Here is a 26,624-nt window from a genome sequence, read left to right on the forward strand (position 1 = left end):
ACCCGCATCACGGGTGACACCACAGGTTGGGGGAAGGCATGCGCGTACGTACGACCCTGGTGGGCGCCACCGCCCTGCTCGTCTCGGCGGCCCTCGCGGCACCGGCCGTGGCAGCCGGCACCGGCACCGGCGCCCACTCCGCCACCCGGAAAGCCATCGAGGCGGCCGTCGCCTCCGGGGTGCCCGGGGTGACCGCCACCGCGAAGGACTCCCACGGCACCTGGTCCACCACGGCGGGCGTGGGCGACCTGCGCACAGGCGCGCCGCGCTCCGTCGCCGACCGCTACCGCGTCGGCAGCATCACCAAGACCTTCGTGTCCACCGTCCTGCTCCAGCTGGAGGCGGAGGGCCGGATCTCCCTGGACGACAGCGTGGAGAAGTGGCTGCCGGGGGTGGTCCGGGGCCACGGCCACGACGGCAGCCGTATCACCGTCCGCCGGCTGCTCAACCACACCAGCGGCATCTTCAACTACACCGAGGACGCGGACTTCGCCCGCGACTACTTCACCGAGGCGGGCTTCGAACGGCACCGCTACGACACCGTCACCCCGGGCGAGCTGGTGGCGATCGCGATGCGGCACGCGCCGGACTTCGCGCCGGGCGCGGCCTGGCACTACTCCAACACCAACTACGTCCTCGCCGGCATGGTGATCGAGAAGGTGACCGGACACCCGTACGCCACCGAGATCGAGCGCCGCATTCTCCGGCCGCTGCACCTGACGGGCACGTCCCTGCCCGGCACGAAGGTCACCCTGCCCCGACCGAGCAGTAATTCTTACTCGAAATTCACCGATCCGAACGGTTCGACGTACGACGTCACGAACCTCAACCCCTCCCTCGCCTCCGCCGCCGGTGAAATGATCTCGACATCCGCCGACCTCGATCGTTTCTACCGCGCCCTGCTCGGCGGAAAACTCCTTCCGCCCGAGCGGCTGAAGGAAATGAAGACCACGGTCGAGGCCACCGGCATCCCGCACGCACGCTATGGCCTCGGCCTCATGGACACCCGGCTGACCTGTGGTGTTCATGTCTGGGGGCACGGCGGAGGCATCCACGGATCGGTCTCGGAGGCGGTGACGACGGCCGACGGCCGGCATTCCCTGGCGTTCAATTTCAACGGTGACTGGTCGGGTGACTCGGACGCGGTGCTGGATGGGGAATTCTGTTAGGCACCGTTTCACCCGCGTCATTCCCTGTTAACGCGCACGCAATGTCCGTACCGCCTCATAACGGCTAACCCGCTGTGGACGGGGATGGCTCGATCTTCTCGATCATTTATGCAAGGCGGGTGGTGCTGTGCGCGCTTCGCACGAACTGCGTGTGCTGTCGGTCTACGAGGGCTTCTTCTCCGGAGGAGCCCGGATCGTGCACAGCGACGTCGTCCTGGGACTGGCCGAGGGCGGCCAGTCCCACCAGGTGCTCAGCATCCACGGCGAGGTCCGCCGCGAGGCCACCTCGCAGCGCATGGAGGACGACGCCTGCTACCGGGCGCTGACGGCCGCCGGGGTCGGCGTCACCTCGCTCGGCCGCAGCGCCGGGCTGGTGGACGGATCGCTGGCCGCGGACGCCTTCAGCGGCCCGGAGCTGGCCGGAACGGCCCGGTCCATGGCCGGCGCTGACGTGATCCTCTCCCTGAAGGAACAGCCGCTCGCCCTGCTCAACCAGGGCGGCCTGCCCCGCCGCCCGGTCGTGGTCTGCCTGCACCGCTCCGACCCGGAGAACCAGGGCCCCGCCCTCGACGAGCTGAAGGCCGCCATCGCCGACGGCACGGTGGTGGCGTGCGTGTGCTGCGCCGAGTCGACCCGGGCGGCGTACGAGGCGGCGGGCATCCCGGCCGAGCTGCTGCACGTGATCCCCAACGGCGTGGACCTGCTCCGCTTCCGCCCGGACGCGGCGGCCCGGCTCGCCTTCCGCGCCTCCCTCGACATCGCCCCCACGGCCCCGGTGGTCGTCTTCGCGGCCCGGTACGCCCCGATGAAGAACGTGCCGCTGCTGCTCCGCGCGGCCCGCGCCTGGCTGGCCCGCGAACCCGAGGGCCACGTCCTGATGTGCGGGGCGGGCATGAGCGACGAGAACCCCGCCCTGCGGGCCGACATCGAGGCCGCCTTCGGCGCGGACCGGCACCTGGCGGAGCGGATCGGGCTGCTCGGCGTACGGCACGACATGGAGACCGTGTACGCCGGCGCCGATGCCGTCGCCCTGACCTCCGTCTCCGGGGAGGCGGCCCCGCTGTGCCTGATCGAGGGCATGATGTGCGGCGCGGTCCCGGTGACCACCGACATCGGCGACAGCGCGTCGATCGTCGACGGCCTCGGCTTCGTCACCCCGCCGGACCCGGACGCGATCGCCCTCGCCTGGAGCGCCGCGATCACCAGCCGCGCGGATCTGGCCCCGGCCCTGGAGCTGAGCCGGGAGCGGTTCAGCCGTACGCGGATGATCGCGGCTTACGCGACCCTGCTCGACGAGGTGTACGCCTCACACGTCGGCGGGCAGCGGGTCGTCGCGCAGCACGCTGTAGGCGACGCCGTCGCGCCACTGCCCGTCCCGGAAGACGATGCCGCGCAGTACGCCCTCGCGAGTGAAGCCGGCCTTCTCCAGGGCCCGCTGTTCGGCGATGTTCTCGGCCTCGGTGTCGGCCTCGATCCGCATCACGGGGCTGTGCGCGAAGAGGTAGCGGACGAGCTTTAGCTGAGCCCGGCTGCCGATGCCCCGGCCCCGGGCCTCGGGGAGCAGCTGTGCGCCGATGTTCCAGCAGTAGGTGGAGGCCGAGACGACGACCTTCCGCCACGCGACGAACCCGAGCGGCTCGGCACCGACGGCGACGACCAACTGGCCACCGTCCGCGCCGAGCATCCGGTCCTCCTCCCAGCGTTGCCGGAACCGCCGGGGGTCGGCGAACCCGTACCACTGGAAGGGCCCGGCGGCGGTGGGGTCGGTGAGGAAGCGCTCCAGCAGGGGGAGGTCCTCCTCACCGACGGGGCGGAGGGTTGTGGGTTCGGCGGACATGAGGCTGATGCTGCCATGACATCGAGCCGCCGAGCGGGAACCCCGGGAAAGCGGCCTCAGGAAGCCCGATCGAGTGCCGGCAGGTAGCCGTACGAGTGGCCCAGGGCCGTGGGGTGGTACGACTCGGTGAGCCTGAGCAGGTCGACGCTGTGCAGCCAGGGGGCGCGAGAGCAGATCTCGTGGCCGGTGAAGGCGGACCTGACGTCGGCGAACGCGAACCCGTGGTCGGCGGCGCGCTCGGCGATCATGGTGTCGAGCCGGTCCACGGCCCGGTCGATGGCGGCGCGTTCGGTGTCCTGGAGGCCGGCCTGGCAGGTGCCCATGAGGTGGTACAGGTGCGGATAGCCGAGCACCACGACATGCGCGGCGGGAGCCCGGTCCCGGATGGCCGAGTAGAGCCGGTCCAGGTCGCGCGGGAGGGCGCCGTCCATGGCGGCGCGCGCCCGGGAGACGGCCGACAGACAGCGGTCGGTGCCGCCCAGCGCGCAGGTGGTCATGACGCCGGCGAAGCCCGCGTCACTGCCGCCGACGGTGAGGGTGACCAGCCGGGTGCCCGGCCCGAGCGCGGTGAGCTGGTCCTTCAGCACGTCGCTCGCGTGGGCGCCGTTGCACGCGGGGAAGGCGAAGGCCGCTGTGTGGTGGGCCGCCGCCCACAGCATGGGGTACGACCGGCTGCTGCGCTTGCAGTGCGCGGGGCCGGGGAGGTAGTCGCCGGCGCCCACACCCGAGGAGTAGGAGTCGCCGAGGGCCACATAGCCCATGGCGGCCGTGCGGGGCGCCCCTTGCGCCGTGTCGGGGGCGGTGGCGAGGCAGGCCGTGGCGAGCAGGAAGGCGGCCGAGCACACGGCCATCCGGGTGTGTCGCATACGTCTCGGTCTACCGTGGCCCGGCCGGCGCCGCCCGCCGGTCCCGGCCGTCCGGGTGAGAGCACAGCGTGACGAAGGCACGAGGAGGGGCCACCGGAATCGTCCCGGTGGCCCCTCCTCTCCCCTCCTGCTTCCCCCGCTGGTGCTCCGCCGGTCCGTCACTACCGGGGAAGCACCACGACATAGGCGGCCGGGTCCCGGTCGGCGGACGCCATCAGGGCCGTACGGACCACCGCCGCCTGCTGTTCCAGGGAGTCCCGGAGCTTCTTCGGGGTGATGTACACGACCGTGATCCCGAGGCGTTCCAGGTGTTCGCGCTTGCGGGCGTACTCGGACCAGAGGGCGTCCTCGTCCTGGCGGGGGGCGCGGGTGTCGAGTTCGACCGCCACCGCCTGGTCGGGCCAGTAGGCGTCCAGGCCGCCCAGGTGCGGGCCGCCGGGCAGGCGCAGGTCGACGTTCCAGACCGGGTCGGGCAGGCCGTACTCGGCGACCATCCGGTACAGGCGGTCCTCGGCGATCGAGCGGCCCTCGGCCAGGAGTGAGTCCACGGCGTCGACCACGTGCGGCCGGTTCAGCAGCTTGGCCTGGGTCAACTCCCGTACCACGGAGGCCGGTTCGCAGTGGCCCGCGCGTACCGCCTCGGTCAGCAGCCGGCGTACCGCCTCGGCGTCGGTCAGTTCCGCGACCGCGTCCGCCAGGGCCCGGGGCACGGGCGCGACCGGCAGGCCGGTCACCGTGCGGGGTGTCGGCAGGGCGGGGGTGCGCAGGACGCGGACGTAGCCCGTGGGGCGCAGCCGGCGCTGGCGCGGGACCAGGACGTCGATGTGGTCCAGGGAGAGCAGGGGCGGGGTGGCCGAGAAGCCGTACAGGGTCAGCGCCGCCAGGCCCGTGATCATCGCCTCCGCGTAGACCGGGGCGTGCGGGGTCTCCGCCGTCGGCTGGGGCGGGACGCCGGGCGCCGACGACTCGCGGGCCGCGTACAGCAGCGCCCCGTGCAGACGCTCCTCGCTCGTCGGCGGGCCGGGGTGGAGGAGGACCACGTTCGGGAGCAGCTGCTGCCAGGGGCCGTCGGGGCGGCACTGCTCGGTCACCTCGGCCGCTGTCAGGCCGTGGGCGCGCAGCTGAGCCGTCGTCAGGACGCGGCGGTGGACCTCGGAGAGGTGGCGGAGGGGGCGGGGGGAGAGCGGGGTGTTGTGCGTCATGGCGTCGGGATTCCCGCGCCCCGTCCCTCCTTTAACCGCTGTTACACGGCCGTTGAGGAATGCGGACAAGACGGGACTAAAGGTCAGGTGTTCGGATGCCGAGTAGGCAGCGAAAACCCCTGGTCCGAACGGGGTGGACCAGGGGTTACGGCTATGTTTGACCGAATTTCGTAACGGTCACCTACCGGGCAAACTCAGGCCAAAGCTCGGCTGCCGTCGGCCGCCGGGCCGGCCGTCGCATCGCACTCCTGTGCGCGCAGTGCCCGCGCCAGGTCGTCCCGTGCCTCCAGCACGAGGCGGCGCAGCGCCGGCGCCGCGTCCGCGTGCTCCGCCAGCCACGCGTCCGTCGCCGCCAGCGTCTCCGGCCGGTCCTGGTACCCCGGGAACAGGCCCCGTACGACGTCCATGCCGATCTGGATCGACCGCTCGGCCCACACCCGCTCGATCACCGCGAAGTACTTCTCGGCGTACGGCGCCGTCAGCTCCCGCTGCGAGGCCTGGTCGAAGCCCGCGATCGTCGCCTCCACCAGGGCGTTCGACAGCACGTCGGACTCCACGACCTGCGCCCACGCCTGCGCCTTGACCGCCGCCGACGGGCGGGCCGCGAGGCAGCGGACCTGGTGACGCTTGCCGGACGCCGTGTCGTCCCGGGCCAGTTCGGCCGCCAGCACCGACTCGTCGGCCGCGCCGTGCGCGGTCAGCGGTTCCAGGAACGCCCAGCGCAGCTCCTGGTCCACCACCAGCCCGTCGATCGCCGACGTGCCGTCCAGCAGGTCCGTCAGCAGCTTCAGGTCCGGCTCGGCGGAGGCCACGCGCGCGAAGAACCGAGCCCAGGCCAGCTGGTGCTCGCTGCCCGGCTCGGCCGCCCGCAGCTCCCGCAGCGCACCTTCCGCCAGCAGCTCACCGCCGGCCGTCCGCCACTCGGGCGCCGCATAGTGGGTCAGCGCCGACTCCGCCCACGCGTGCAGCATCTGCAGCACACCGATGTCCGACTCCCGGCCCGCGAACGTCAGCACCAGGGCGACGAAGTCCCGCGCCGGCAGCAGCGCGTCCCGCGTCATGTTCCACAGCGCCGACCAGCACAGGGCCCGGGCGAGGGGATCCGTCAGGGCGCCCAGGTGCGTGCGCAGGGTGTCCAGCGAGGTCGCGTCGAAGCGGATCTTGCAGTACGTCAGGTCGTCGTCGTTGACCAGCACCAGGTCCGGCGCCTCGGCACCCGCCAGCTCCGCGACGACCGTACGCGGGCCCTCCACGTCCGTCTCCACGCGCCCGTACCGTTCGAGGGAGCCCTCGGGCGTACGCCGGTACAGACCCACGGCGATCCGGTGCGGACGCAGCTCGGGGTGGGATTCCGGGGCTTCCTGCACGACCGCGAGCTCGGCGACCCGGCCGCTGTCGGCGTCCAGCAGTACCTGCGGGGTCAGCGAGTTCACCCCGGCCGTCTGGAGCCAGGAGCCGGCCCACGCCGACATGTCCCGGCCGCTGGTCTCGCCCAGCACCGACAGCAGGTCGCCGAGGCGTGTGTTGCCGTACGCGTGCCGCTTGAAGTACCGGCGGGCGCCCTCCAGGAACGCCTCCTGGCCGACGTACGCCCCCAGCTGCTTCAGCACCGAGGCGCCCTTGGCGTAGGTGATGCCGTCGAAATTCAGCTTGGCGTCCTGCAGATCACGGATGTCCGCCGTGATCGGATGCGTGGACGGCAGCTGGTCCGCGCGGTACGCCCATGCCTTGCGGCGGTTGGCGAAGGTGATCCAGGCGCCGGTGAAGCGGGTCGCGCCCACGTTCGCGAACGAGCCCATGAAGTCCGCGAAGGACTCCTTCAGCCACAGGTCGTCCCACCACTCCATGGTGACCAGGTCGCCGAACCACATGTGCGCCATCTCGTGCAGGACGACGTTGGCCCGCGCCTCGTACGACGCCTGCGTCACCTTCCCGCGGAAGATGTACTCCTCGCGGAAGGTCACCAGCCCCGGGTTCTCCATCGCGCCCAGGTTGTACTCCGGCACGAAGGCCTGGTCGTACTTCCCGAACGGGTACGGGTAGTCGAAGTGGTCGTGGAAGAAGTCCAGGCCCTGCTTGGTGATCAGGAAGACGTCGTCCGCGTCGAAGTGCGGAGCCAGCCCCTTGCGGCACATCGCGCCGAGCGGGATCTCCAGCTTCGTACCGTCCTCGAAGGTACGGGTGTAGGAGTCGGTGACGTAGTGGTACGGCCCCGCCACAACACAGGTGATGTATGTCGAGATGGGCTTGGTCTCGGCGAACTTCCACACCCCGTCGGCCAGTTCGCCCGCGCCGTTGCTCCACGCCGTCCAGCCCTCGGGCGCCTGGACCTCGAAGCGGTACGGCGCCTTCAGGTCCGGCTGCTCGAAGTTCGCGAAGACGCGGCGGGCGTCGGCCGGCTCGTACTGGGTGTAGAGGTAGACCTCGCCGTCCTCGGGGTCGACGAAGCGGTGCAGGCCCTCACCGGTGCGGGAGTAGGCGCACTGGGCGTCCACCACCAGCTCGTTCTCCGCCGCCAGGTCCTCCAGCGTGATCCGCGCGCCGTCGAAGACCTCGCCCGGGTCCAGGTCCCGCCCGTTGAGCGACACCGACGTCACGCTCGGTGCGATCAGGTCGGCGAAGGTCGTGGCGCCCGGCTCGTTGCTGCGGAAGCGGATCGTGGTCACCGAGCGGAACGTGCGCGGCTCGCCGTCCCCCTCGCCGACGGCGGACCGGAGGTCCAGGAACACGTCGTATCCGTCGACCGACAGCAGGGCGGCCCGCTCCCTGGCCTCGTCGCGGGACAGATTCTCACCGGGCACGGGCGGCACTCCTCGGGTGGTGTTCGGCATATGGACAGGGCCGATCCTGCCATGTGCCCCTGACAGCGGGCAGCAGGGAATCATGGCCGCGCGGCTGTCGTTGACGTTTCAAAAGAGTCGTTCCCTGAGGAGAACCATGTCCGAGTCCGGCAAGACCCCCGTCGACTTCTGGTTCGACCCGCTGTGCCCCTGGGCCTGGATGACCTCCCGGTGGGTGCTGGAGGTCGAGAAGGTCCGCGACATCGAGGTCCGCTGGCACATCATGAGCCTCGCCGTCCTCAACGAGGACAAGCTGGACGAGCTGCCCGAGCAGTACCGGGACATGCTCGCGACCAAGGCGTGGCAGCCGGTCCGCGTGGTCACCGCCGCCTGGCAGAAGCACGGCGAGGACATCCTCGGCCCGCTCTACACGGCGCTCGGCACCCGCATCCACAACAACGGCGAGGGCCCGACCCTGGAGGCCATCGCCGGCGCCCTCGCGGACGTCGGCCTGCCCGCCGAGCTGATCGAGTACGCCGAGCAGACGGACTTCGAGTTCGACGCCGAGCTGCGCGCCTCCCACAAGGAGGGCATCGACAAGGTCGGCCAGGAGGTCGGTACCCCTGTCATCGCGGTCCCGGGCGCCGACGGCGAGCAGATCGCCTTCTTCGGCCCGGTCGTCACCCCCGCCCCGAAGGGCGAGGAGGCGGCCCGCCTGTGGGACGGCACGCTCGCGGTGGCGTCGGTGCCGGGCTTCTACGAGATCAAGCGGACCCGGACCCAGGGGCCGGACTTCAGCAACCTGTAGCCCGTGGCGGGCGGGTCCGGATGCGAGACCGGTGACTACGAGAGCGGCACGCCGGGCCTGAGGAAGAACAGGCCGGAGACGGCGCCGCCGTTGTCGAAGCTCACGCGGAACTCACCGGGCCCGCGCTCCAGGCGAAGGGGCACGCTGACCACGGTGAACCCGTCGGCCTTGGCGTCCTCGGGTCGCTGGTGGGACATGTAACGCCCGAACTGCTCCTGGTAGTTGCTCCATGCCTGCTTCAGTGCCTCCGGCGGCAGCTGCCTGCGCACGGTGGCGTCGAAGTGGGCGGTGGCGGCGGTGTAGTCGCCCTTGACGATGTCATTGAGCGTCTGCAGGGCGATCGCGTCGTCCTGAGGCGCGGCCGGTGCGTAACCGGCGGCCGGCAGGAGTGCGGATGCGGCCAGCGCCAGCGTGGCCACAGCCCGGACGAGTCGCCGCTTGCCGCCGGGTGCGATGTCGTTGGCAGACATACGTTCATCGTGCGCCCCGCGCCCGTCCCTCGCCTGCCGGGCGGACGAGCGGAGAGGCCCGTGAGTCACGTCCTCACGGGCCTCTCCGTTCCTCCGCCTGCCGTCGTGAAGGGTTCTGCCAGCGGATGCTGTGCAGGATGTGCCCGGGGAGATGGAAGGCCAGGTTCTTCTCCAGCCCGTTGACCGAGCCCCAGCTCTCCTTGTCCCGCGCCTTCGCCGGCTGCTCCAGCGTGGGCGTCAGCCGCTCTTGGCCCGCACCTTCTGCCATCCGTACCCCACGGCCGCCAGGGCCGCCGTCATCCCGCCGGTGAAGTACAGCTGCACCCGGGTGTCCGCCTCGCGGGCCATCAGGACGAAGATCGCGGCCATGCCCGCCAGGGCGACCCAGGTGAGGACCGGGAACGCCCACATGCGCACGACCAGCTTCTCGGGGCTCTCGCGTTCGATGCGGCGGCGCAGCAGGAGCTGGGAGACCGCGATGAAGATCCAGACGACCAGGATGACCGCGCCGATCATGTTCAGCAGCCACTTGAAGATGTCGTCCGGCCGCCAGTAGCTGAGCAGCACGCACACGAAGCCCAGCACGGAGGAGGTCAGGACCGCGATGCGCGGGACCCCGCCGGACAGCTTCGCCAGCGCCTTCGGGCCCTGGCCGCGGTCGACCAGGGAGTAGGCGATGCGCGAGGCACCGTAGATGTTGGCGTTCATCGCGGAGAGCAGGGCGACCAGGACGACCACGTTCATCAGCCGGCCCGCGCCGGAGATGCCCAGGTGGTCGAGCGTGGCGACGTACGGGCCCTTGGCGACGACCTCCGCCGAGTTCCACGGGACCAGGGTGACCACGACCGCCATCGAGCCGATGTAGAAGAGGGCGATGCGCCACATGGCCGTGCGGACGGCGGACGCCACGCCCCGCACCGGGTTCTCCGACTCGGCCGCCGCGATGGTGACCGTCTCCAGGCCGCCGTAGGCGAAGACGGACGCGAGCAGGCCGATGATCAGGCCGTTGCTGCCGTGCGGGAAGAAGTCGGACAGGTTGGCGGTGCCGGGCGCGTCCGTGCCGGGCAGGACGCCTGCGATGGCCAGCACGCCGAGGACCAGGAAGAGGGAGATCGCGCCGACCTTCAGCGTGGCGAACCAGAACTCGAACTCGCCGAAGTTACGGACGGCGGCCAGGTTCGTGCCGCAGAAGACGACCATGAACAGCGCCACCCACAGCCACTCGGGCGTGCCGGGCACCCAGCCGGAGACGATGTGGGCCGCGCCGATGCCCTCCAGGCCGACGGCCGTGCACAGCAGGATCCAGAAGGACCAGCCGGCGGCGAAGCCCGCCCAGGGGCCGATCGCCCGCTCGGCGTGCGCCGAGAAGGAGCCCGAGGACGGGTACGCGGCCGACATCTCGCCCAGCATCCGCATCACCAGCATCACCAGCAGGCCGGAGACCGTGTAGGCGATCACGATCGACGGGCCGGCGGCGGCGATGCCCGCACCCGAGCCGACGAACAGGCCCGCGCCGATCACCCCGCCGAGGGCGATCATCGACAGATGGCGCTGCTTGAGGCCGTGCGAGAGGGAGGCGCCGTCCTGTGGCTGTTGCTGGGGCGGCGTCTCGGTCGTCGGTTCCGGTGCGGGCATGGGCGCGGCTCTCCCCCTGTCATGGGTGGGTAAAAACCCCGCCAGTGTGGGCGGCCCGTCCGCTCAGGCCGACGAGCCGCCCACTATCCGGACACCTGTCGTACGCAGGGTGAATGATCGGTTACGCGGCCGCGAGTACGGGTGTGTAGTGCGAGGCGTCGCCCTCGATCGAGTAGCTCTCCTTGCCCTCGATGCCCACCGGGACGTCACCGGCGACGGTCACCCGGTGCAGCCGGCGCGGCTGTCCGTCGTAGTTGTCGATCGCGTAGTGCTGGGTGATCCGGTTGTCGAACAGGACCAGCTCGCGCTCCGCCCAGCGGTGGCGCAGGACGTTCTCCGGGCGGGTGACGTACGCCTGGAGGAGGTCGAGCACCTTGCGGGACTCGCCGGTGGACAGGCCCACGATCCGCTGCGCGAACCCGCCGATGAACAGGCCGCGTTCGCCGGTCAGCGGGTGGACGCGGACCACCGGGTGCGCGGTGCGGTACGTGATGGACGTGAACTGGGCGCGCTGGGCCGCCCGCTCCTCGTCGACCTCCTCGTCCGGCACCGCGTAGTCGTAGTCGTTGGTGTGCTCGGCCCACAGGGTGTCGGCGAAGCGGCGCAGCGGCTCGGGCAGATCGCGGTAGGCGGCGGCCGCGTTCGCGATCAGGGTCTCGCCGCCGTACGGCGGGATCGTGAGCGAGCGCAGGGTGCTGGCCTGCGGCGGGTTGAGGACGAAGGTGACATCGGTGTGCCAGTGGTTGGCCCGGCCCCGCTCGCTGTCCACGGGCAGCACGTTCGGCGCGCCGTCGACCGCGCCGACCGTCGGATGCGCGGTGGTCAGGTCGCCGAAGTGGCGGGCGAAGGCCTGCTGGCCGGCGTCGTCCAGATCGCCCGCCTCGAAGACGAGCGCCTTGTGGACGCCCAGCGCCTCACGGATCGCGGTGACCTCCTCCGGGGCGAGGGGCCGGGTGATGTCGACGCCGGATACGCGGGCGCCGATGCGGGCGGTGACCTTGGTGATCTCGATGGACATGGCAGTTCCTTTCGGATGAGGTCGGACGAGGGCGGGGGCCGGGGTCAGGTACTGGTTGGCGGGGCGGGGGAGGCCGTAGCGCTCGCGGAGGGTGCGGCGGCCGTCGTACTCCGTGCGGAACAGGCCGCGGGCGCGCAGGAGCGGTACGACGTGCTCGACGAAGGCGTCGAGGCCCGAGGGCAGCACGGCGGGCATGATGTTGAAGCCGTCGGCGGCTCCTTGCGTGAACCAGGTCTCGATCTGGTCGGCGACCTGCTCGGGCGTCCCGGCGAAGGTGAGATGGCCGCGCCCGCCGCCGAGCCGCCCGATCAGCTGCCGGACGGTGAGCCGCTCGCGCCGGGCCAGCTCGACCACGAGCGTGTAGCGGCTCTTGGCGCCCTCGATCGCGGACTCGGGCGGCAGCTCGGCGGGGAGCCGGGCATCCAACTCCAGGGTTCCGGAAGGCAGTTGCAACAGGCTCTCCAGCCTGGCCACCCCGTGGTCGTACACGATGTGGTCCTCCAGCAGCCGCTCCGCCGCCCGCGCCTCGACCTCCGTCGAGCCGAGTACGGGCACGATCCCGGGCAGCACCTTGAGGTGCTCGGGGTTCCGGCCCGCCCGCTCCGTACGGGACTTGAGGTCGGCGTAGAAGGCCTGGGCGTCGGCGAGGGTCTGCTGCGCGGTGAAGACCGCCTCCGCGTACCGGGCCGCGAAGGCCTTGCCGTCCTCGCTGGACCCCGCCTGCACGAGCAGCGGGTACCCCTGGGGTGTGCGCGGGACGTTGAGGGCACCGGCGACGCCGAAGTACGTGCCTCGGTGCCGGGGCGGATGGATCTTGCTGTCGTCGCCCCAGACGCCGGCCGCCTTGTCGGCGACGATCGCGTCGTCCTCCCAGCTGTCCCACAACTTCAGAGCCACGTCGAGGAACTCGGCCGCGCGGGCGTACCGCTCCGCGTGCGCCGGCTCGGCGTCGAGCCCGAAGTTCCGGGCGGCCTCGGCGCCCGCCGTGGTGACGATGTTCCACCCGGCCCGGCCGCCGCTGATGATGTCCAGCGAGGCGAACGTGCGGGCCAGGTTGTAGGGCGAGTTGTAGGACGTGGATGCGGTGGCGATCAGGCCGATGTGCTCGGTGGCCGTCGCCAGCGCGGTCAGCAGGGTCAGCGGTTCCAGGGCGCCGGCCGGGCGCTGCGCGAGGTTGCCCCACAGCTGGGGGCCGTCGGCGAGGAAGAGCGAGTCGAAGGTGCCGCGCTCGGCGATCTCGGCGAGCCGCACGTAGTGGCGCAGATCGACGTGCGCGTACGGATCGCTCTCCGGCAGCCGCCAGGAGGCCTCGTGATGCCCGGTGTTCATCAGGAACGCGTTGAGGTGGAGTCGTCTCTCCGTCATGCGTGGTCCTCCGTGACGCCCAGCGCGGCCAGCAGCCGCTCGCGGTATTCGCCCAGCACCGGCTCGCGGTAGGAGCGAGGGTGGGGGTGGTCGATGGTCAGGTCGAGGCCGATGCGGCCCCGGTCGAGGACGAGGACACGGTCGGCGAGCACGATCGCCTCGTCCACGTCGTGGGTGACCAGCAGCACGGACGGGCGGTGGCGCTGCCAGAGGTCGCGCAGCAGGTTGTGCATCTTGATCCGGGTCAGCGCGTCCAGAGCGCCGAACGGCTCGTCGGCCAGCAGCAGTTCGGGCTCGCGGACCAGGGAGCGGGCCAGTGCGGCCCGCTGGGCCTCGCCGCCGGACAGCTCGCCCGGCCAGGCCCGCTCGCGCCCCTTCAGCCCGACCTCCGCCAGCGCGGCCCGGCCCCGTTCCTCGGCGTCTGTGCCGTCCGTGCCCAGCAGCACGTTGTCCAGCACCCGGCGCCAGGGCAGCAGCCGGGAGTCCTGGAAGACGACCGAGACGCGCTCCGGCGCGGTGAGCCGCCCGCCGCCCGCGACCCCGTGGTCCAGCCCGGCGATCGCCCGCAGCAGCGTGGACTTGCCCGAGCCGCTGTGCCCGAGCAGGGCCGTGAACTGTCCGGCGGGCAGTTCGAGATCGATGCCGTCGAGGACCGTACGGTCGCCGAACGACCTTGTAAGACCGGCGAGTTGTACGGCGGGCCGGGTCAGCTGCTCAGTGTGCGGCGCCACGACAGCACCCTCCGTTCGACGATCCGGACCGCGCTGTCGGAGACCAGGCCGAAGACGCCGTAGATCAGCAGACCGACCAGGATCACGTCGGTCCGGCCGTAGTTCTGCGCCTGGAACATCAGATAGCCGAGGCCGCTGGTGGCGTTGATCTGCTCCAGCACCACCAGGCCCAGCCAGGAGCTGGTCACGCCGAGCCGGAGTCCCACGAAGAATCCGGGCAGCGCGCCGGGGATCACGACCTGCCGGACGAAGGAGAGCCTCGACAGGCCCTGCACCTCGGCGAGTTCGACATACCGGCTGTCGATGCCGGCCAGCGCGGCATGGGTGTTCAGATAGACCGGGATGTAGACGACGATCGCGATGATGGCGACCTTGAACGTCTCGCCGATGCCCAGCCAGAGGATGAACAGCGGGATGAGTCCGAGGGTCGGGATCGCCCGGTTGAGCTGCACGGTCCCGTCGATCAGCGCCTCCCCGGTCCGGCTGAGCCCGGAGACGAGCGCGAGCAGCACCCCGGCGGCCAGGCCGATCGCGAAGCCGTACCCGGCCCGCTTCAGGGAGGTCAGGACGTCGGTGGGCAGCGTGCCGTCGGTCCACAGATGACCGGCCGTGCGCAGCACCGTCCAGGGCGCCGGGATGGCACCCGTGTCGAGGGTTCCGGCGGCGGAGGCGGCGGCCCACAGGGCGAGGACGACGAGCGGGCCGACCAGCCGGGCGGCGGGCAGCCGGCGGCCGGGGGAGAGCCGGCGGCGCCGCCGGACCTGGGGAAGTTCTCCGGCCCGGGCTGCCGGGACGGCGGTCGTCGTGGTCACGGCGGTCATTTCCGGTACTCCTCGGGTACGGCCCGGGCGGCGATCGCCTCGAAGCGGTGGTCGAAGAGCGAGGAGACGTCGAACTTCTTCACGAAGCCGCCCTCGGCGAGCAGGTCGGCCGTCTCCTGCTCCCACGTGATCGCCTCGCCCCAACTGGGCGGGAACAGCGGCTTGTTGGCGAGCTTGGAGATGCCCTGCGCCTGCTGGAGGGTCAGGTTCTGCGTCTTGACGTAGAACTCCTCGTTCCACACGTCCGGGTGCTCGTACGTCCACACCTGGCCCTGGGCCCACTGCGGGATGTACGCGGCGATCGCGGCGGCCTTCGCGGGGTCGTTCAGCACGGACTGCGGGGCCCACAGCAGATTGAGCAGGTCGACGACGTCGGTGGGGATGCTCCGGGCGCCCTTCGCCGCGTACTGCTTCAGATAGGCGGGGGCCTGGCTGATGGCGAGCGGGGCCACGTCGACCTGCCCGGACTGCAGGGCGGTGAAGAACTGGTTGCTGGTCAGCGGGACCAGCTTCACGTCGTCGTACTTCAGGCCCGCCTGCTTCAGGGCGCGCAGCAGGACGACACCCTGCGCCTGGCCCTGCGAGAAGGCGAGCCGCTTGCCCTTGAAGTCGTCGACGGTGTGGATGTCGCTGCCGGGCCTGGTGGCGAAGAGGTAGTTGGGTTTGCGGGTGATGTCGATCGCCACGATCTTCGCGGCGTAGCCCTGGTAGTGCGCCTGGATCGGCGGGATGCCCGCATTGTTGGCGAGGTCCAGGGACCCCGCACGGAAGGCGTTGATGACATCCGGACCGGCGCCGATGTTCAGCCAGTTCGACACGGTGAACGGCAGCTCGGGCAGCTTCGCCAGCCTGAACTGCAGCTGCTGCTGCCCCAGATAGGAGGCGATCTTCAGACTGGTCCCAGCCGGGACCTTGTCGGCGAGCGGCTTGGTGGCGGCGCCCTTGACGGCGGCGGAGGCATCGCCCTTGGCGCAGCCGCTGAGGCCCACGGCCGCGGCGGACGTGCCCAGCAAAGAAGTGAGAAAAACACGACGGTGCATGCGAGATCTCCCCGAAGGAAAAGAGGGGGAAGGCAGGAGGAATTCCGGAGTCACAGGCCGGACGAAAGAGAAGAGCAGTGAGCCGGAAACACGCGCTTCACGCGCGGCAACGCGTCAGCAACAAAGGGTGCGACAGCTCGTAAGAAGGCTCATGACCAGGATGTTCCTGTCCGCGACTGATTCCTGTCAACATTCGGAGTTTCTGAATTAAATACCCTCAGGTGACGCGCCCAGCGGATCCCGGTACAGCACGTCGAGCGCCACCGAACCGCCCGCCACCGCCAGCACGGAATCCGGGAAACTCGTCGGCATGACGGCCGCAGCACGCCGTATTCCCGCCGCTTCCCTGAGTGCGGCGAGGCAGTCCTCGAAGTGGATGATCCCGACCTCGGTGACGACGACGGTCTCCGGATTGAGCACGTCCAGCAGCAGCCCGGCGGCCCGCCCGGTCATCCGGGCCCGCTCCACCAGCAGTCGCCGGGCCACCGCGTCCCCGGCCGCCGCCGCGGCCACCACATGCATCGGATTCACCGAGTCGATCACCCCGGCCGCCCGGGCCCGCCGGCACAACGTCCGCTCGCTCAGCTCCGCCTGAAGGCAGCCGGTGCGGCCGCACGGGCACGGTTCGGTGCCGCCCGGCACCGGCAGATGAGCGATCGCCCCGGCCGCCGAACGCGGCCCGTGGTGCACCTCGTCATGGGTGGCGAAGGCCGCGTCGACCACATTGCCCACGAACAGATGCAGCACGCTCCCGCTGCCCCGGGCCCGCCCGAACAACCGCTCCCCGTTCACCAACGCCCGCGCGTGCCCGTCCACATGGACCGGCAGCCCGGTGCGGGCGCCGAGCAGCTCCCGCACCGGCACCTCCCGCCAGCCCAGCAGCTCGTGCTCGACCACGCTGCCCGTCTCCCGGTCCACCCAGCCGCCGACGGCCACCCCGACCCCGAGCGCCCGGCGGCCCGGCACCTCGGCGAGCAGCCCCGCGAGCCCCTCGGCCGCCCGCGCCAGCACCCGGCCGGGCTCGGTGTGTTCGTGCTTCAGCTCGCGCCGGGCCACCACCCGGCCGCGCAGATCCAGCAGCGCGACCGTCGTGTACGGCACGGCCACATGCACCCCGCCGACCAGGAAGCCCGCCTCGTCCAGGTCGACGGGGACATGCGGCCGGCCGACCCCGTTCGAGCGGCGCGGCGCCGCGGACTCCCGGATCAGGCCGAGCCCGGCGAGCCGCGCACAGTGCTCGGTCACCGACGCCGGCGACAACCCGGTCAGCCGGGCGATGGTGCTGCGCGCCACCGGTCCGTGCTCCAGCACGGACCGCAGGACGACACTGGCGCTGGTGCGCCGCCGGTCGCTGTCGGCGGCACGCGGAACGGGCGAGTCAAGGGTGGACACCGCGGTACGGGGCATGGAGAACCGTCCTTGAGGAACGGGGCCGACACGTCTCGGAAGGCGGAGCGTGCCGAAGAGCCCGCCCCTACCCCGTGCGGCGACAGGTGGCCGTGCCCTGGCGTCGCAGGTCGACGTAGCGACGCGAGGTGAGGAACCGGGCCTGGGCAACCATGGCTGGAAGGGTAGGGCAGGAAAGGTGAATCCGACCAGACGACCAGGATTCATTTGGTCGGACCCCACAGTCCCCCGGCGCCCCCATCGAGTGAGCTGCGCGTCCCTGCCTCAGTGACCAGTGTCACGCCCCGATCGGTGTAACCCACACTGTTTGTCTGAAGCCCACCAAGCCCTCGTTCCGTCATTTGTCGAGCGCTGACGGTGATCGGCCCGGGTCGGCTGGGATAGCGTCACCGTGTCCCAGCATGTCCCCGTCACCCGCGGAGTCCCCATGAGCACCGCCACCGCAGTCGCGCGCCCCGGCGCAGTCCTCGCCGACCTGCTCCCCGCGTCCCGCGTCCGCGACGCGGCCCTCGTCATCGGCGGCGCCGTGCTCACCGGCATCGCGGCCCAGGTGGCCGTCCCGGTGCCGCACTCCCCGGTGCCGGTGACCGGCCAGACCTTCGCCGCGCTGCTCGTCGGCACCACGCTCGGCGCCCGCCGCGGCTTCCTCTCGCTCGCGCTGTACGCGCTCGCCGGCGTGGCCGGGGTGCCGTGGTTCGCGGGCGGCGCCTCCGGTGCCGGCATGGTCTCCTTCGGCTACATCATCGGCATGCTGCTCGCCTCGGCGGCCGTCGGCGCCCTGGCCCGGCGCGGCGCCGACCGCTCCCCGTGGCGCATGGCGGGCGCGATGATCCTCGGCGAGGCGATCATCTACGCGGTCGGCGTGCCGTACCTCGCCCTGGCGGCCCACCTGTCCGCCTCCCAGGCCGTCGCCGCCGGCCTCACCCCGTACCTGATCGGCGACGCCCTCAAGGCCGCCCTGGCGATGGGCGCGCTGCCCACCGCCTGGAAGTTCGCGAACAAGCGTTAGACGCCGTAGTTCCTGCGGAAGAGGTTCGCCGGGTCGTACTGTTCCTTGACCCGGGCGAGCCTCTTCGCCGTATCGGGGTCGTACAGCCCCGCACTCCGGTCGCCCGCCCCGAAGGCGAAGTTGAGCGACCGCCCGAGGGTGTCCTCGGCCAGCAGCGCGAACGCCGGGTCCAGCAGCGCCCGCGCCGGCTCCCGCTCCCCGACGGTCAGCAGCCGCACCAGGAACCGGCCCGCACGCCACGGCACCGCGTTCGGCGCCGGCCGGGCGAGCGCCCCGCCGAGATGGTTGATCTGCACGACGCACATCGCGTCCGCCGCGCCCGGCCCGGTCATCCGCAGCAGCTCACCGGCCCGCCCGACGTCCAGGTTCGCCAGCACAGCGCTGTCGCCGTAGTAGGCGTGCGGGGTGTCCGGATCGCTGTGGATGGTGTGGCTCTCGGCGTACGGCATCACGCGCAGCGAGTCCGACAGCACCGGCCCGAGCCGTCGCAGCGGAGCGACGAGCGCCTCCCCGTCGTCACCCGTGTAGGCGACCCGGACCGAGACGACGTACGTACCGCGCAGATGCGGGGGCAGCGCGGGCAGATCCGGGTACGGTACGGCGGCGAAGGACGAGGTCAGCCCGTCCGGCACGGTCCGCGTCCAGGCCTCGTACGCCTCCAGCACGGCCGCCGGGTCCACCACCCGCCCGTCGAAGGCGAGCGAACCGCCGTACAGCGTGCGCACCGGGACGAGCCCGATCTCCAGCTCCGTGACGACACCGAGGGTGTGCCCGGCGCCGAGCAGCGCCCAGTACAGCTCGGGGTCGGAGTCCGGGGCGACCCGGCGTGGCTCGCCGTCGGCGGTGACGAGCTCCAGCCACCGCACATGGTCGGCCGCGTACCCGAACTCGCGGGCCAGGATGCCGAGTCCGCCGCCCAGGGTGTACGACACCGCGCCCACGCCGGGGGCGGATCCGTTGAGCGGCGCCAGCCCGTACGGCTCGGCCGCCGCGGCCACCTGCCCCCAGCGCACCCCCGCCTGCACGCGCACGGTACGAGCCTCGGGATCGACGCGGACCCCGTCCATCCGCCGGGTGGAGACGAGCAGCCCGCCCGCGGAGCCCCCGGGCAGCCCGTGCCCGCTCGCCTGCACCCCGACGGGCAGGCCCGCGGCGGCCGCGTGACGTACGGCGGCGACCACGCCGGCCGTCGATCGGACCGGTGCGATCAGCGCGGGCCGCTGGGTGAAACCGAGCTGGAAACCGGCGCGTTCGTCGTCGTAGCCGGTCTCTCCGGGACGCAGGAAGGGCGGATCCGGCTCGTCGTCCGTGTAGGTCATGGAATGCACCATGGCCGCATATCCTGACAGGTTCCGTCAGGCTATGCGGCCATGTCGCGCGGTTCGGTCCGCCGCCTCAGCCGGTGGTGACCTTCTCGGCCGCCTCGACGGCGGGCGCGCCCGCCCCACGGCCCGCCTCGACCTTCTGCTTCACCAGGGCGATCACGACCACGACCGCGGCCACCCCGACCGACAGCAGCACGGTCGTACGGCCGCTGCTCGCGCCCTCCGTGTCCGTCAGCATGTAGCCGAGGACGAAGACGATGAAGGCGGCCGTGATCCAGGTCAGGTACGGGTACAGCCACATCTTCACGACGAGCTTCTCCGGCGCCTCCCGCAGGATGATCCTCCGCATCCGCAGCTGCGAGAAGCAGATGACCAGCCACACGAACAGGGCCACCGCCCCGGAGGAGTTGACCAGGAAGAGGAAGACGGTGTCCGGGTAGGCGTAGTTGAAGAAGACCGCCACGAAGCCGAAGACGACCGACGCCAGGATCGCCGCCATCGGCACACCGCGGGCGGTGGTGCGGGCGAAGACCTTCGGGGCGTCACCGCGCTCGCCCAGCGAGAACGCCATGCGGGAGGCCGTGTAGAGGCCGGAGTTGAGACAGGACAGCACCGACGTCAGCACGATCACGTTCATGATCTCGCCGGCGTGCGCGATGCCGAGCGAGTCCAGCGCGGCGACGTAGGAGCCCTCCTTCTTGATGGAGGGGTCGTTCCACGGCAGCAACGAGACGACGACGAGGATCGAGCCGAGGTAGAAGACGCCGATCCGCCAGATGATGCTGTTGGTGGACTTGGTGACCGCGCGCTGCGGGTCCTCCGACTCGCCGGCCGCCAGGGTCGCGATCTCGCTGCCCATGAAGGAGAAGACGACGAGCAGCACACCGGTGAGGATGGAGCCGGGACCGTGCGGCAGGAAACCGTCGTGGCTCGTCAGATTGCCGAAGGACGCCTTGTCGGCGTGCACACCCGGCAGCACGCCGAAAATGGCGAGCAGGCCGACGACGATGAACGCGCCGATCGCCACGACCTTGATCCCGGCGAACCAGAACTCGAACTCGCCGTAGGAGCCGACGGAGACCAGGTTGGTCGCGGTGAGCACGGTCATCACGATGAGCGCCCAGCCCCACTGGGGGACGGCCGGGACCCAGCTCGCGAGGATCCCGGCGCCGGCGGTGGCCTCGACGGCCAGCACGACGACCCAGAAGAACCAGTACAGCCAGCCGATGGAGAAGCCGGCCCAGCTGCCGAGGGCACGGTCGGCGTGCGCGGAGAAGGAGCCGGAGGTGGGGTTTGCGGCGGACATCTCGCCCAGCATCCGCATCACGAGGACGACGAGCGTGCCGACGAGTGCGTACGACAGGAGGATGCCCGGTCCCGCGGTAGCGATACCGGCCTTGGAACCGACGAAGAGGCCGGCTCCGATCACACCACCGATCGCGATCATCGTCAGGTGGCGGTTCTTGAGTCCTGCTTGGAGGCCCGAACCAGGGGTCATGGACGGTTTCCTTTACGCCAGGTGGAGCGGCTCGCACGAGCGGTGTACGAGTCGGTCCAGTGAATCCGAGGCGAACGGATTCGGGAACCTCTGAAACGGGATCGTTACTTGAGGTTCCCTTGAGGTTCTATGGTCTCCCTCACAGTTTCAGGCCGTCTCTCATGCGCCGACACCCGAGGCTGCTGCCCTGGATCAGGCGTGTCACACTCATGGCATGCGCGTGTATCTCGGCTCCGACCATGCGGGCTACGAACTCAAGAACCACCTCGTCGAGTGGCTCAAGACGGCGGGCCACGAGCCCGTCGACTGCGGGCCGCACATCTACGACGCCCAGGACGACTACCCGCCCTTCTGCCTCCGTGCGGCGGAGCGTACGGCCGCGGACCCCGAGTCCCTCGGCATCGTGATCGGCGGCTCCGGCAACGGGGAGCAGATCGCCGCGAACAAGGTCAAGGGCGTGCGGGCGGCGCTGGCCTGGAGCGAGGAGACCGCGTCGCTGGGCCGCCAGCACAACAACGCCAACGTGGTGGCGGTGGGCGCGCGCATGCACACGCAGGAGGAGGCGACGAAGTTCGTCGAGACCTTCCTCAACACCCCCTTCTCGGGTGACGAGCGCCACATCCGCCGCATCGACATGCTCTCGGCGTACGAGACGACCGGCGACCTCCCCCCGATCCCGGCCCACCACCCGCAGGACTAGCCCGGGCCCGGCCCCGGCCTGGCCCGCCCGCCCACTCGCCGAGTCAGGCGGGCGGGCGGGCGATCGGTACGAGCGGGCGACAGGTACGAAAGGACAGCTCAGCGTTGCCGGAAGGGCACACCATCCATCGGCTGGCGCAGGACTACGCCCGGCGATTCCAGGGGACCGCTCCCCGCGTCAGCAGCCCGCAGGGCAAGTTCTCCGACGCCGCCGCCCTCCTGGACCGCGCGGAGCTCACGGCCACCGAGGCCCACGGCAAGCACCTCTTCCTCCGCTTCCGCGACACCGACTGGGTCCACATCCACCTCGGCCTCTTCGGCAAGGTCGGCTTCGGCGGCACCCCCGCACCCCCGCCCACCGACACCGTCCGCCTCCGCCTCGTCAACGACACGGCCTACGTCGACCTGCGCGGCCCGACGACCTGCGCGCTGATCACGGACGAGGAGAAGCGCGCCATACACGACCGCCTCGGCCCCGACCCGCTGCGCGAGGACGCCGAGCCGAGCGCCGCGTACCGGAGGATCTCCCGCAGCCGTACGACGATCGCCGCCCTGCTGATGGACCAGAAGATCGTCGCCGGCGTCGGCAACGTCTACCGCGCCGAGGTCCTCTTCCGGCACGGCATCGACCCGTACCGGGCGGGCAAGGACGTCACCCCCAGCGAGTGGGACGCCCTCTGGGGCGATCTCGTCGCGCTGATGCGCGAGGGCGTCAGGAACAATCGCATCGACACCGTCCGGCCCGAGCACACCCCGGAAGCCATGGGCCGGCCACCCCGCGTGGACGACCACGGCGGCGAGGTGTACGTCTACCGCCGGGCCACCCAGTCCTGCCACATCTGCGGCGACGAGATCCGCACCGCCGATCTCGCCGCCCGCAACCTCTTCTGGTGCCCCGGCTGTCAGCAGCGGTGATCTAGAAGCTGTGCGGCAGCCACGCGGCCACCGGTGAGCCGAACGCCACCGACGCCGCCGCCAGCGCGCCCGGCCGCAGCTCCCGCACCCGCCCGGCCGCCGCCAGCGACAGCAGGGTCACCCCGCCGAGATAGGCCGCGCCCAGCTCCCGTACGGACAGGGCGAGCTCGGCTGCATCCGTCGTACGCTCGCAGGACGCCCCCTTGGCGTCCCCGCTCAGCCGCCAACGCCCCGCGTTCCAGGGGCAGAAGGCGTCGTCCACCTCCAACACCACGTCCACCGGCGCCTGATAGGTGCGCGCCGCGAGCGCCGTACCGACGTCGACGAGACGGACGTACCCCATGTCCCGCACCCGCGTCCGGCAGCGCCGGATGTCGGAGACCAGGTGCTGCCAGGCGTCGTCGAGCGGCCGCCCCCGTACCGTCCGCAGCGTCGACATCAGGTCGATGCCGAACAGGAACCGCCACAGCGCCGCGTCGCTCGCGGGATCGAGGGCGGCGAGGTCGTCCAGCGACACCGTGCCGTCGTGTCCGCTCGGCGACCAGCCCAGCTTGGTACGGAACCGGGCGTACCCCGTGACCCGCCCCTCCCGCTCGGCGACCACGCACTGCAGGGCCGACGCCCCGTCCCGCTCGCTCTCCGGGTCGAGCAGCCCCACCCGCTCCCAGCCGGGCTGCCGGGCCAGCATGCCGGGCCGCCGCGGCACCAGCTCCGCGAACACCGCCTCGCACTCGGCGAGCACGTCGGCCGGATTCGCGTACCGCAGTCGTACGTCGTCGGTGCCGGCCGGCACGTCCAGGGTCACGCGGCTCGTGTCGATCTCGGCGTGCAGCTGGTGGATCGCGGCGGCGTATCCGAAACGGCCGTAGATCGCCGGCTCGGAGGCGGTCAGCACCGCCAGCGGCTCGCCCCACTCCCGCACGTCGTCCAGCTGGCGCCGCATCATCGAGGTCAGCACCCCGCGCCGCCGGTGCGTCGCGGCCACGCTCACCATGGTGACCCCCGCGGCGGGCACCCCGGCCCCGCCCGGCACGGTCATCCGGAAGCTGAACGCCCCCGCCGTACCGACGATCTCGTCCCCGTCCCGGACGGCCAGCGAGCGGTCGAACTCCGTGAGCGAGCGGTCCAGTTCGCGCTCCTCGCCCGCGGCGACCCCGCCGAAGGCCCGGATCAGGCCGTCCCACCAGCGGTCGAAGTCCGCCGGCCGCAACACCGTCAACTCGGAAGGGCTTTCAGTCCGCTCTGTCCCCATGAGCCATGCCTATCAAGGCGGTGCGGGACGAGCCAGCGAATTTGTCCGGGGCGGCAGCGCGGCGGCCGCGCGTGCCGTTCACTGTGAGGACCGGCTGTGAAGTGCAGCCCCGCACGGGGGACAAGTGGGACCTCCCGTGCCAAGCAGCCGGTCCGATGGATAGGGTCCCGAACTGATGGCAGCAGGACGAGAGCGGCGCGCGAAGGCCGAGACGTTCACGGCCCGGTGGAAGATGCAGTGGCACCGGGTCCGCACCGGCCTGCGCAGAAGCGCCGTGGACTACTTCCGCGGCGACGGCTCCGACTGGATCGCCTTCGCCGGACTGCTGCTGACCATCCCCGTCCTCATGGGCATGACCCTGGTCGACTCGGTGTGGTGCTCCCCGGCCACCCTGGTGCTGCCGATCATCGCCGGCGGCCTGCTGCTGCGCCCGGCGAGCCTGCTCGGCCTGTACGCGGCCGGGGCCACGGCCCTGATCGTGGAGTCGGTACGCCTCGGCCCGTACACGGAAGGGCCGTCGCGCGTGACCCCCGGCGTGGTCCTCGTCGTGGCGGCCTGCGGCTTCTTCGGCCTGCTCACGGCCCAGTTCCGCAGCCGGGTCGGCGTGCCCTGGCGGCGCGGCGGCACCATGCTGTTCGACCTGCGCGAGCGGATCCGGGTACAGAGCAAGCTGCCCAAACTGCCGCAGGGCTGGCACCAGGAGATGGCACTGCGGCCGGCCGGCGGCCAGTCCTTCTCCGGCGACTTCGTCGTCGCGGCCCGTACGAACGGCGGCCGCACCCTGGAGGTCGTGCTCACGGACGTCTCCGGCAAGGGCATGGACGCGGGCTCCCGCGCCCTGCTCCTGTCCGGCGCCTTCGGCGGCCTGCTCGGCTCCCTGCCCCCGCACGCCTTCCTCCCCGCCGCGAACGGCTACCTCCTGCGCCAGGACTGGGACGAGGGCTTCGCCACCTCCATCCACCTCGTCCTGGACCTGGACTCCGGGGACTACGAGCTGTACACCGCCGGCCATCCGCCGGGGCTCCAGCTCTCAGCCGGCAGCGGACGCTGGGAGGCGAAGGCCGCCGAGGGCCCGCTGCTCGGGGTGTACGACGGTGCCCAGTTCGATCCCGTGAAGGGCTCGCTGCGTCCGGGCGACGTCCTGATGCTCTTCACGGACGGCCTGGTGGAGACCTCCGACCGGGACATCGTCGAGGGCATAGACCGGCTCACCGGCGAGGCCGACCGCTATGTCGCCGGCGGCTTCCACGGCGCCGCCTGGCATCTGATCGAGGCGGTGGCGAAGGACGTCAACGACGACCGCGCCCTCCTCCTGATCTGCCGCCAGGCAACCGCCTCGCCCCGCTGAGCCGTCCTCGCCGGTGCCCTCAGCCGTCGGTTCGTATCGCGGCGGCACTCAGCGGGGCGAGCACGCGCCAGCCCAGGCTCTCGTACAGCGCCCGTCCCTGCGCGGTGGCGCCCAGCACCGCGGCCCTCGCGCCCTGCGCGGCCCCGGCCTCGGCGAGCGCCCCCATCACCACACGCCCGAGCCCCCGGCGCCGGTGGGCCGGATCGGTCTCCACCTGGTCGACGGTGGCGGTGGCCCCGGCGACGGCGATCTGCCCACGCGCCGCGAAGCCCCCGTCGGCGGCCCGCACCAGCACCCGGGTGACCCCGGCCCGGTGCCAGCGGCTCAGCCGGTAGCCGTCGGCCGGCGCGGGCGGAGCCGCGAGGCGGCCGAGGGAGACGGCCATGAGGGAGTCGTGACCGTCCAGCAGCCGCCACCCGTCCGGCAGCCACGCCGCCAGCACCGGTGCCGGAACGCACGCCTTCAGCGCGACACCGGCGGGGCTGCTCTCGGCCAGCTTCCGCACGGTCGCCTCGTCGGCGGCGGTCAGGACATGCCGGGCGACCTCCTTGGGCTGCCCGACCTCGACGGTGAATCCCCAGGGCTGATCCGCCGGTTCGGCGGCTCCGCGGGATACGACCCACCCGTGGACCCAGGCTCGTACGGCGTCTTCGGTGCTCTCGAACGGCAAGGCGGCCTCCAGGCGATGTAATGAGTGACCGGCGTAAGTGATTATTACGCAGATCGGGCTGAAGGCGGGGTTTTTCAGCGGTGGACGGGGGACACTGGGGCGATGACACGGTCCATGCCCACGCCCGAAGCCACGCCCCTGCTCACGCTCGCCGAGGTCGAGACCCTCGCCCGTGCCGCGCACCAGGGCCAGACCGACAAGGCGGGGCGGCCGTACGCCGAGCACCTCGCCGCTGTCGCCGCGGGCGTGCGTGCCCGGGGCGGGGACGCCGAGCAGATCGCGGCGGCCTGGCTGCACGACGCCGTGGAGGACGACGCGCTCACCCGGGAGTGGCTGGCGGCGGCCGCCCTGACCCCGCGCACCAAGGCCATCGTGGACGCCCTCACCAAGCGGGCGGGGGAGGAACCGGAGGCGTACGCGCGGCGGATCCTCGACACCCCGGGCGCCCGGCTGGTGAAGGAGGCCGACCTCGCGCACAACGCCGACCCACGACGGCTGGCGGTCCTGGACGAGCCGACCCGGAAGCGGCTGACCGAGAAGTACGCCGGCATGCGCGCACTCCTCGGTCTCGGACAGGGGTGAGCGGGCGCTCGGCCCACGCTCGCGCTCCTTCTTCGCGGCCCGGCACCCGATCACGTCCTGGGGGCGGAAACGAACGCGCGCAATTCCATGGGAAGTCGCGCACGAGCCCGCCGAATCGCCGTGCGGAGCACCGCCGGTACCGCACCCGTACGGCTGCGATGCCCTACGTCGTATCCC

General features: G+C 71.5%; 22 protein-coding genes and 3 pseudogenes. 8 read left to right on the forward strand and 17 right to left on the reverse strand.

The window, feature by feature from the left end:
* Positions 1 to 38: 38 nt before the first annotated feature.
* Positions 39 to 1,169 (forward strand): serine hydrolase domain-containing protein, encoded by a 1,131-nt coding sequence (locus O1G22_RS27780; protein WP_270083821.1) that lies wholly within the window; start codon positions 39 to 41, stop codon positions 1,167 to 1,169.
* A 127-nt stretch (positions 1,170 to 1,296) separates the two neighbouring features.
* The gene (locus O1G22_RS27785; RefSeq protein ID WP_428986410.1) at positions 1,297 to 2,688 is read left to right on the forward strand and encodes a glycosyltransferase; all 1,392 of its coding nucleotides are present in this window, start codon (positions 1,297 to 1,299) and stop codon (positions 2,686 to 2,688) included.
* On the opposite strand, the pseudogene O1G22_RS27790 reads toward O1G22_RS27785, so the two are convergent.
* From O1G22_RS27790 to pepN, 4 genes and pseudogenes are all read right to left on the reverse strand, one after another.
* A pseudogene (locus O1G22_RS27790) lies at positions 2,638 to 3,006 on the reverse strand (GNAT family N-acetyltransferase); the annotation flags it as partial. The gene O1G22_RS27785 and the pseudogene O1G22_RS27790 overlap by 51 nt on opposite strands.
* Positions 3,007 to 3,062: 56 nt before the next feature.
* Positions 3,063 to 3,872, reverse strand: a complete 810-nt coding sequence (locus tag O1G22_RS27795; protein WP_270083822.1) for an SGNH/GDSL hydrolase family protein — start codon at positions 3,870 to 3,872, stop codon at positions 3,063 to 3,065.
* A 161-nt stretch (positions 3,873 to 4,033) separates the two neighbouring features.
* Positions 4,034 to 5,074 (reverse strand): hypothetical protein, encoded by a 1,041-nt coding sequence (locus O1G22_RS27800; RefSeq protein ID WP_270083823.1) that lies wholly within the window; start codon positions 5,072 to 5,074, stop codon positions 4,034 to 4,036.
* A gap of 194 nt (positions 5,075 to 5,268) precedes the next feature.
* Positions 5,269 to 7,875 carry an aminopeptidase N gene (gene pepN / locus O1G22_RS27805; protein ID WP_270083824.1) on the reverse strand — a complete coding sequence of 869 codons (2,607 nt, stop codon included), beginning with the start codon at positions 7,873 to 7,875 and terminating at the stop codon, positions 5,269 to 5,271.
* A 136-nt stretch (positions 7,876 to 8,011) separates the two neighbouring features.
* Here pepN and O1G22_RS27810 point away from each other — a divergent pair, with 136 nt between their 5' ends.
* Positions 8,012 to 8,662, forward strand: a complete 651-nt coding sequence (locus tag O1G22_RS27810; RefSeq protein WP_225100867.1) for a mycothiol-dependent nitroreductase Rv2466c family protein — start codon at positions 8,012 to 8,014, stop codon at positions 8,660 to 8,662.
* Between the two features lie 35 nt (positions 8,663 to 8,697).
* Here O1G22_RS27810 and O1G22_RS27815 read toward each other — a convergent pair whose 3' ends face one another.
* From O1G22_RS27815 to O1G22_RS27855, 9 genes and pseudogenes are all read right to left on the reverse strand, one after another.
* On the reverse strand, positions 8,698 to 9,132 hold the full coding sequence (locus O1G22_RS27815; protein ID WP_270083825.1) for a DUF3887 domain-containing protein: 435 nt from the start codon (positions 9,130 to 9,132) through the stop codon (positions 8,698 to 8,700).
* A 112-nt stretch (positions 9,133 to 9,244) separates the two neighbouring features.
* Positions 9,245 to 9,364: pseudogene (locus tag O1G22_RS27820) on the reverse strand (superoxide dismutase); the annotation flags it as partial.
* Positions 9,365 to 9,369: 5 nt separating this feature from the next.
* On the reverse strand, positions 9,370 to 10,767 hold the full coding sequence (locus O1G22_RS27825) for an amino acid permease (protein WP_270083826.1): 1,398 nt from the start codon (positions 10,765 to 10,767) through the stop codon (positions 9,370 to 9,372).
* Positions 10,768 to 10,888: 121 nt separating this feature from the next.
* On the reverse strand, positions 10,889 to 11,785 hold the full coding sequence (locus O1G22_RS27830; protein ID WP_270086563.1) for a TauD/TfdA dioxygenase family protein: 897 nt from the start codon (positions 11,783 to 11,785) through the stop codon (positions 10,889 to 10,891).
* Positions 11,786 to 11,815: 30 nt separating this feature from the next.
* Positions 11,816 to 13,150: pseudogene (locus tag O1G22_RS27835) on the reverse strand (LLM class flavin-dependent oxidoreductase); the annotation flags it as partial.
* Positions 13,147 to 13,881: an ABC transporter ATP-binding protein gene (locus O1G22_RS27840; protein WP_270083827.1), complete on the reverse strand. Its 735-nt coding sequence runs from the start codon at positions 13,879 to 13,881 to the stop codon at positions 13,147 to 13,149. The gene O1G22_RS27840 and the pseudogene O1G22_RS27835, both read right to left, overlap by 4 nt.
* Positions 13,857 to 14,702, reverse strand: coding sequence for an ABC transporter permease (locus O1G22_RS27845; RefSeq protein WP_270083828.1), 846 nt, complete (start codon positions 14,700 to 14,702; stop codon positions 13,857 to 13,859). The genes O1G22_RS27840 and O1G22_RS27845 overlap by 25 nt, the downstream gene beginning before the upstream one ends.
* Positions 14,699 to 15,742 carry an ABC transporter substrate-binding protein gene (locus O1G22_RS27850; RefSeq protein ID WP_270083829.1) on the reverse strand — a complete coding sequence of 348 codons (1,044 nt, stop codon included), beginning with the start codon at positions 15,740 to 15,742 and terminating at the stop codon, positions 14,699 to 14,701. The genes O1G22_RS27845 and O1G22_RS27850 overlap by 4 nt, the downstream gene beginning before the upstream one ends.
* Positions 15,743 to 15,949: 207 nt before the next feature.
* Positions 15,950 to 17,149, reverse strand: coding sequence for an ROK family transcriptional regulator (locus O1G22_RS27855; RefSeq protein ID WP_270083830.1), 1,200 nt, complete (start codon positions 17,147 to 17,149; stop codon positions 15,950 to 15,952).
* A gap of 427 nt (positions 17,150 to 17,576) precedes the next feature.
* Between O1G22_RS27855 and O1G22_RS27860 the strand changes: the two genes are divergently transcribed.
* A complete protein-coding gene (locus tag O1G22_RS27860) occupies positions 17,577 to 18,158 on the forward strand; it encodes a biotin transporter BioY (protein ID WP_270083831.1) in 582 nt (193 codons plus the stop codon).
* On the opposite strand, the gene O1G22_RS27865 is transcribed toward O1G22_RS27860, so the two are convergent.
* Positions 18,155 to 19,477 (reverse strand): FAD-binding oxidoreductase, encoded by a 1,323-nt coding sequence (locus tag O1G22_RS27865; RefSeq protein ID WP_270083832.1) that lies wholly within the window; start codon positions 19,475 to 19,477, stop codon positions 18,155 to 18,157. The two genes, O1G22_RS27860 and O1G22_RS27865, sit on opposite strands and share 4 nt — an antisense overlap.
* A 76-nt stretch (positions 19,478 to 19,553) precedes the next feature.
* Positions 19,554 to 20,981, reverse strand: coding sequence for an amino acid permease (locus tag O1G22_RS27870; RefSeq protein ID WP_270083833.1), 1,428 nt, complete (start codon positions 20,979 to 20,981; stop codon positions 19,554 to 19,556).
* 214 nt (positions 20,982 to 21,195) lie between these two features.
* Between O1G22_RS27870 and O1G22_RS27875 the strand changes: the two genes are divergently transcribed.
* Together O1G22_RS27875 and O1G22_RS27880 are read left to right on the forward strand one after the other, a co-directional pair.
* The gene (locus O1G22_RS27875; protein ID WP_270083834.1) at positions 21,196 to 21,681 is read left to right on the forward strand and encodes a ribose-5-phosphate isomerase; all 486 of its coding nucleotides are present in this window, start codon (positions 21,196 to 21,198) and stop codon (positions 21,679 to 21,681) included.
* Between the two features lie 104 nt (positions 21,682 to 21,785).
* Entirely contained in the window at positions 21,786 to 22,595 is an 810-nt protein-coding gene (locus O1G22_RS27880; protein ID WP_270083835.1) for an Fpg/Nei family DNA glycosylase, read from the forward strand.
* Between the two features lies 1 nt (position 22,596).
* Here the strand turns inward: O1G22_RS27880 and O1G22_RS27885 are convergent, their stop codons facing one another.
* Positions 22,597 to 23,847, reverse strand: a complete 1,251-nt coding sequence (locus O1G22_RS27885; RefSeq protein ID WP_270083836.1) for a GNAT family N-acetyltransferase — start codon at positions 23,845 to 23,847, stop codon at positions 22,597 to 22,599.
* Between the two features lie 175 nt (positions 23,848 to 24,022).
* On the opposite strand from O1G22_RS27885, the gene O1G22_RS27890 reads away from it, so the two are divergent.
* A complete protein-coding gene (locus O1G22_RS27890) occupies positions 24,023 to 25,195 on the forward strand; it encodes a PP2C family protein-serine/threonine phosphatase (protein ID WP_270083837.1) in 1,173 nt (390 codons plus the stop codon).
* Between the two features lie 19 nt (positions 25,196 to 25,214).
* Here the strand turns inward: O1G22_RS27890 and O1G22_RS27895 are convergent, their stop codons facing one another.
* Positions 25,215 to 25,865 carry a GNAT family N-acetyltransferase gene (locus O1G22_RS27895; RefSeq protein ID WP_270083838.1) on the reverse strand — a complete coding sequence of 217 codons (651 nt, stop codon included), beginning with the start codon at positions 25,863 to 25,865 and terminating at the stop codon, positions 25,215 to 25,217.
* A gap of 114 nt (positions 25,866 to 25,979) precedes the next feature.
* On the opposite strand from O1G22_RS27895, the gene O1G22_RS27900 reads away from it, so the two are divergent.
* Entirely contained in the window at positions 25,980 to 26,447 is a 468-nt protein-coding gene (locus tag O1G22_RS27900) for an HD domain-containing protein (protein WP_270083839.1), read from the forward strand.
* Positions 26,448 to 26,624: the final 177 nt, after the last annotated feature.

The sequence above is a fragment of the Streptomyces camelliae genome (assembly GCF_027625935.1).
In the GTDB taxonomy this organism is placed as follows: Bacteria; Actinomycetota; Actinomycetes; order Streptomycetales; family Streptomycetaceae; genus Streptomyces; species Streptomyces camelliae.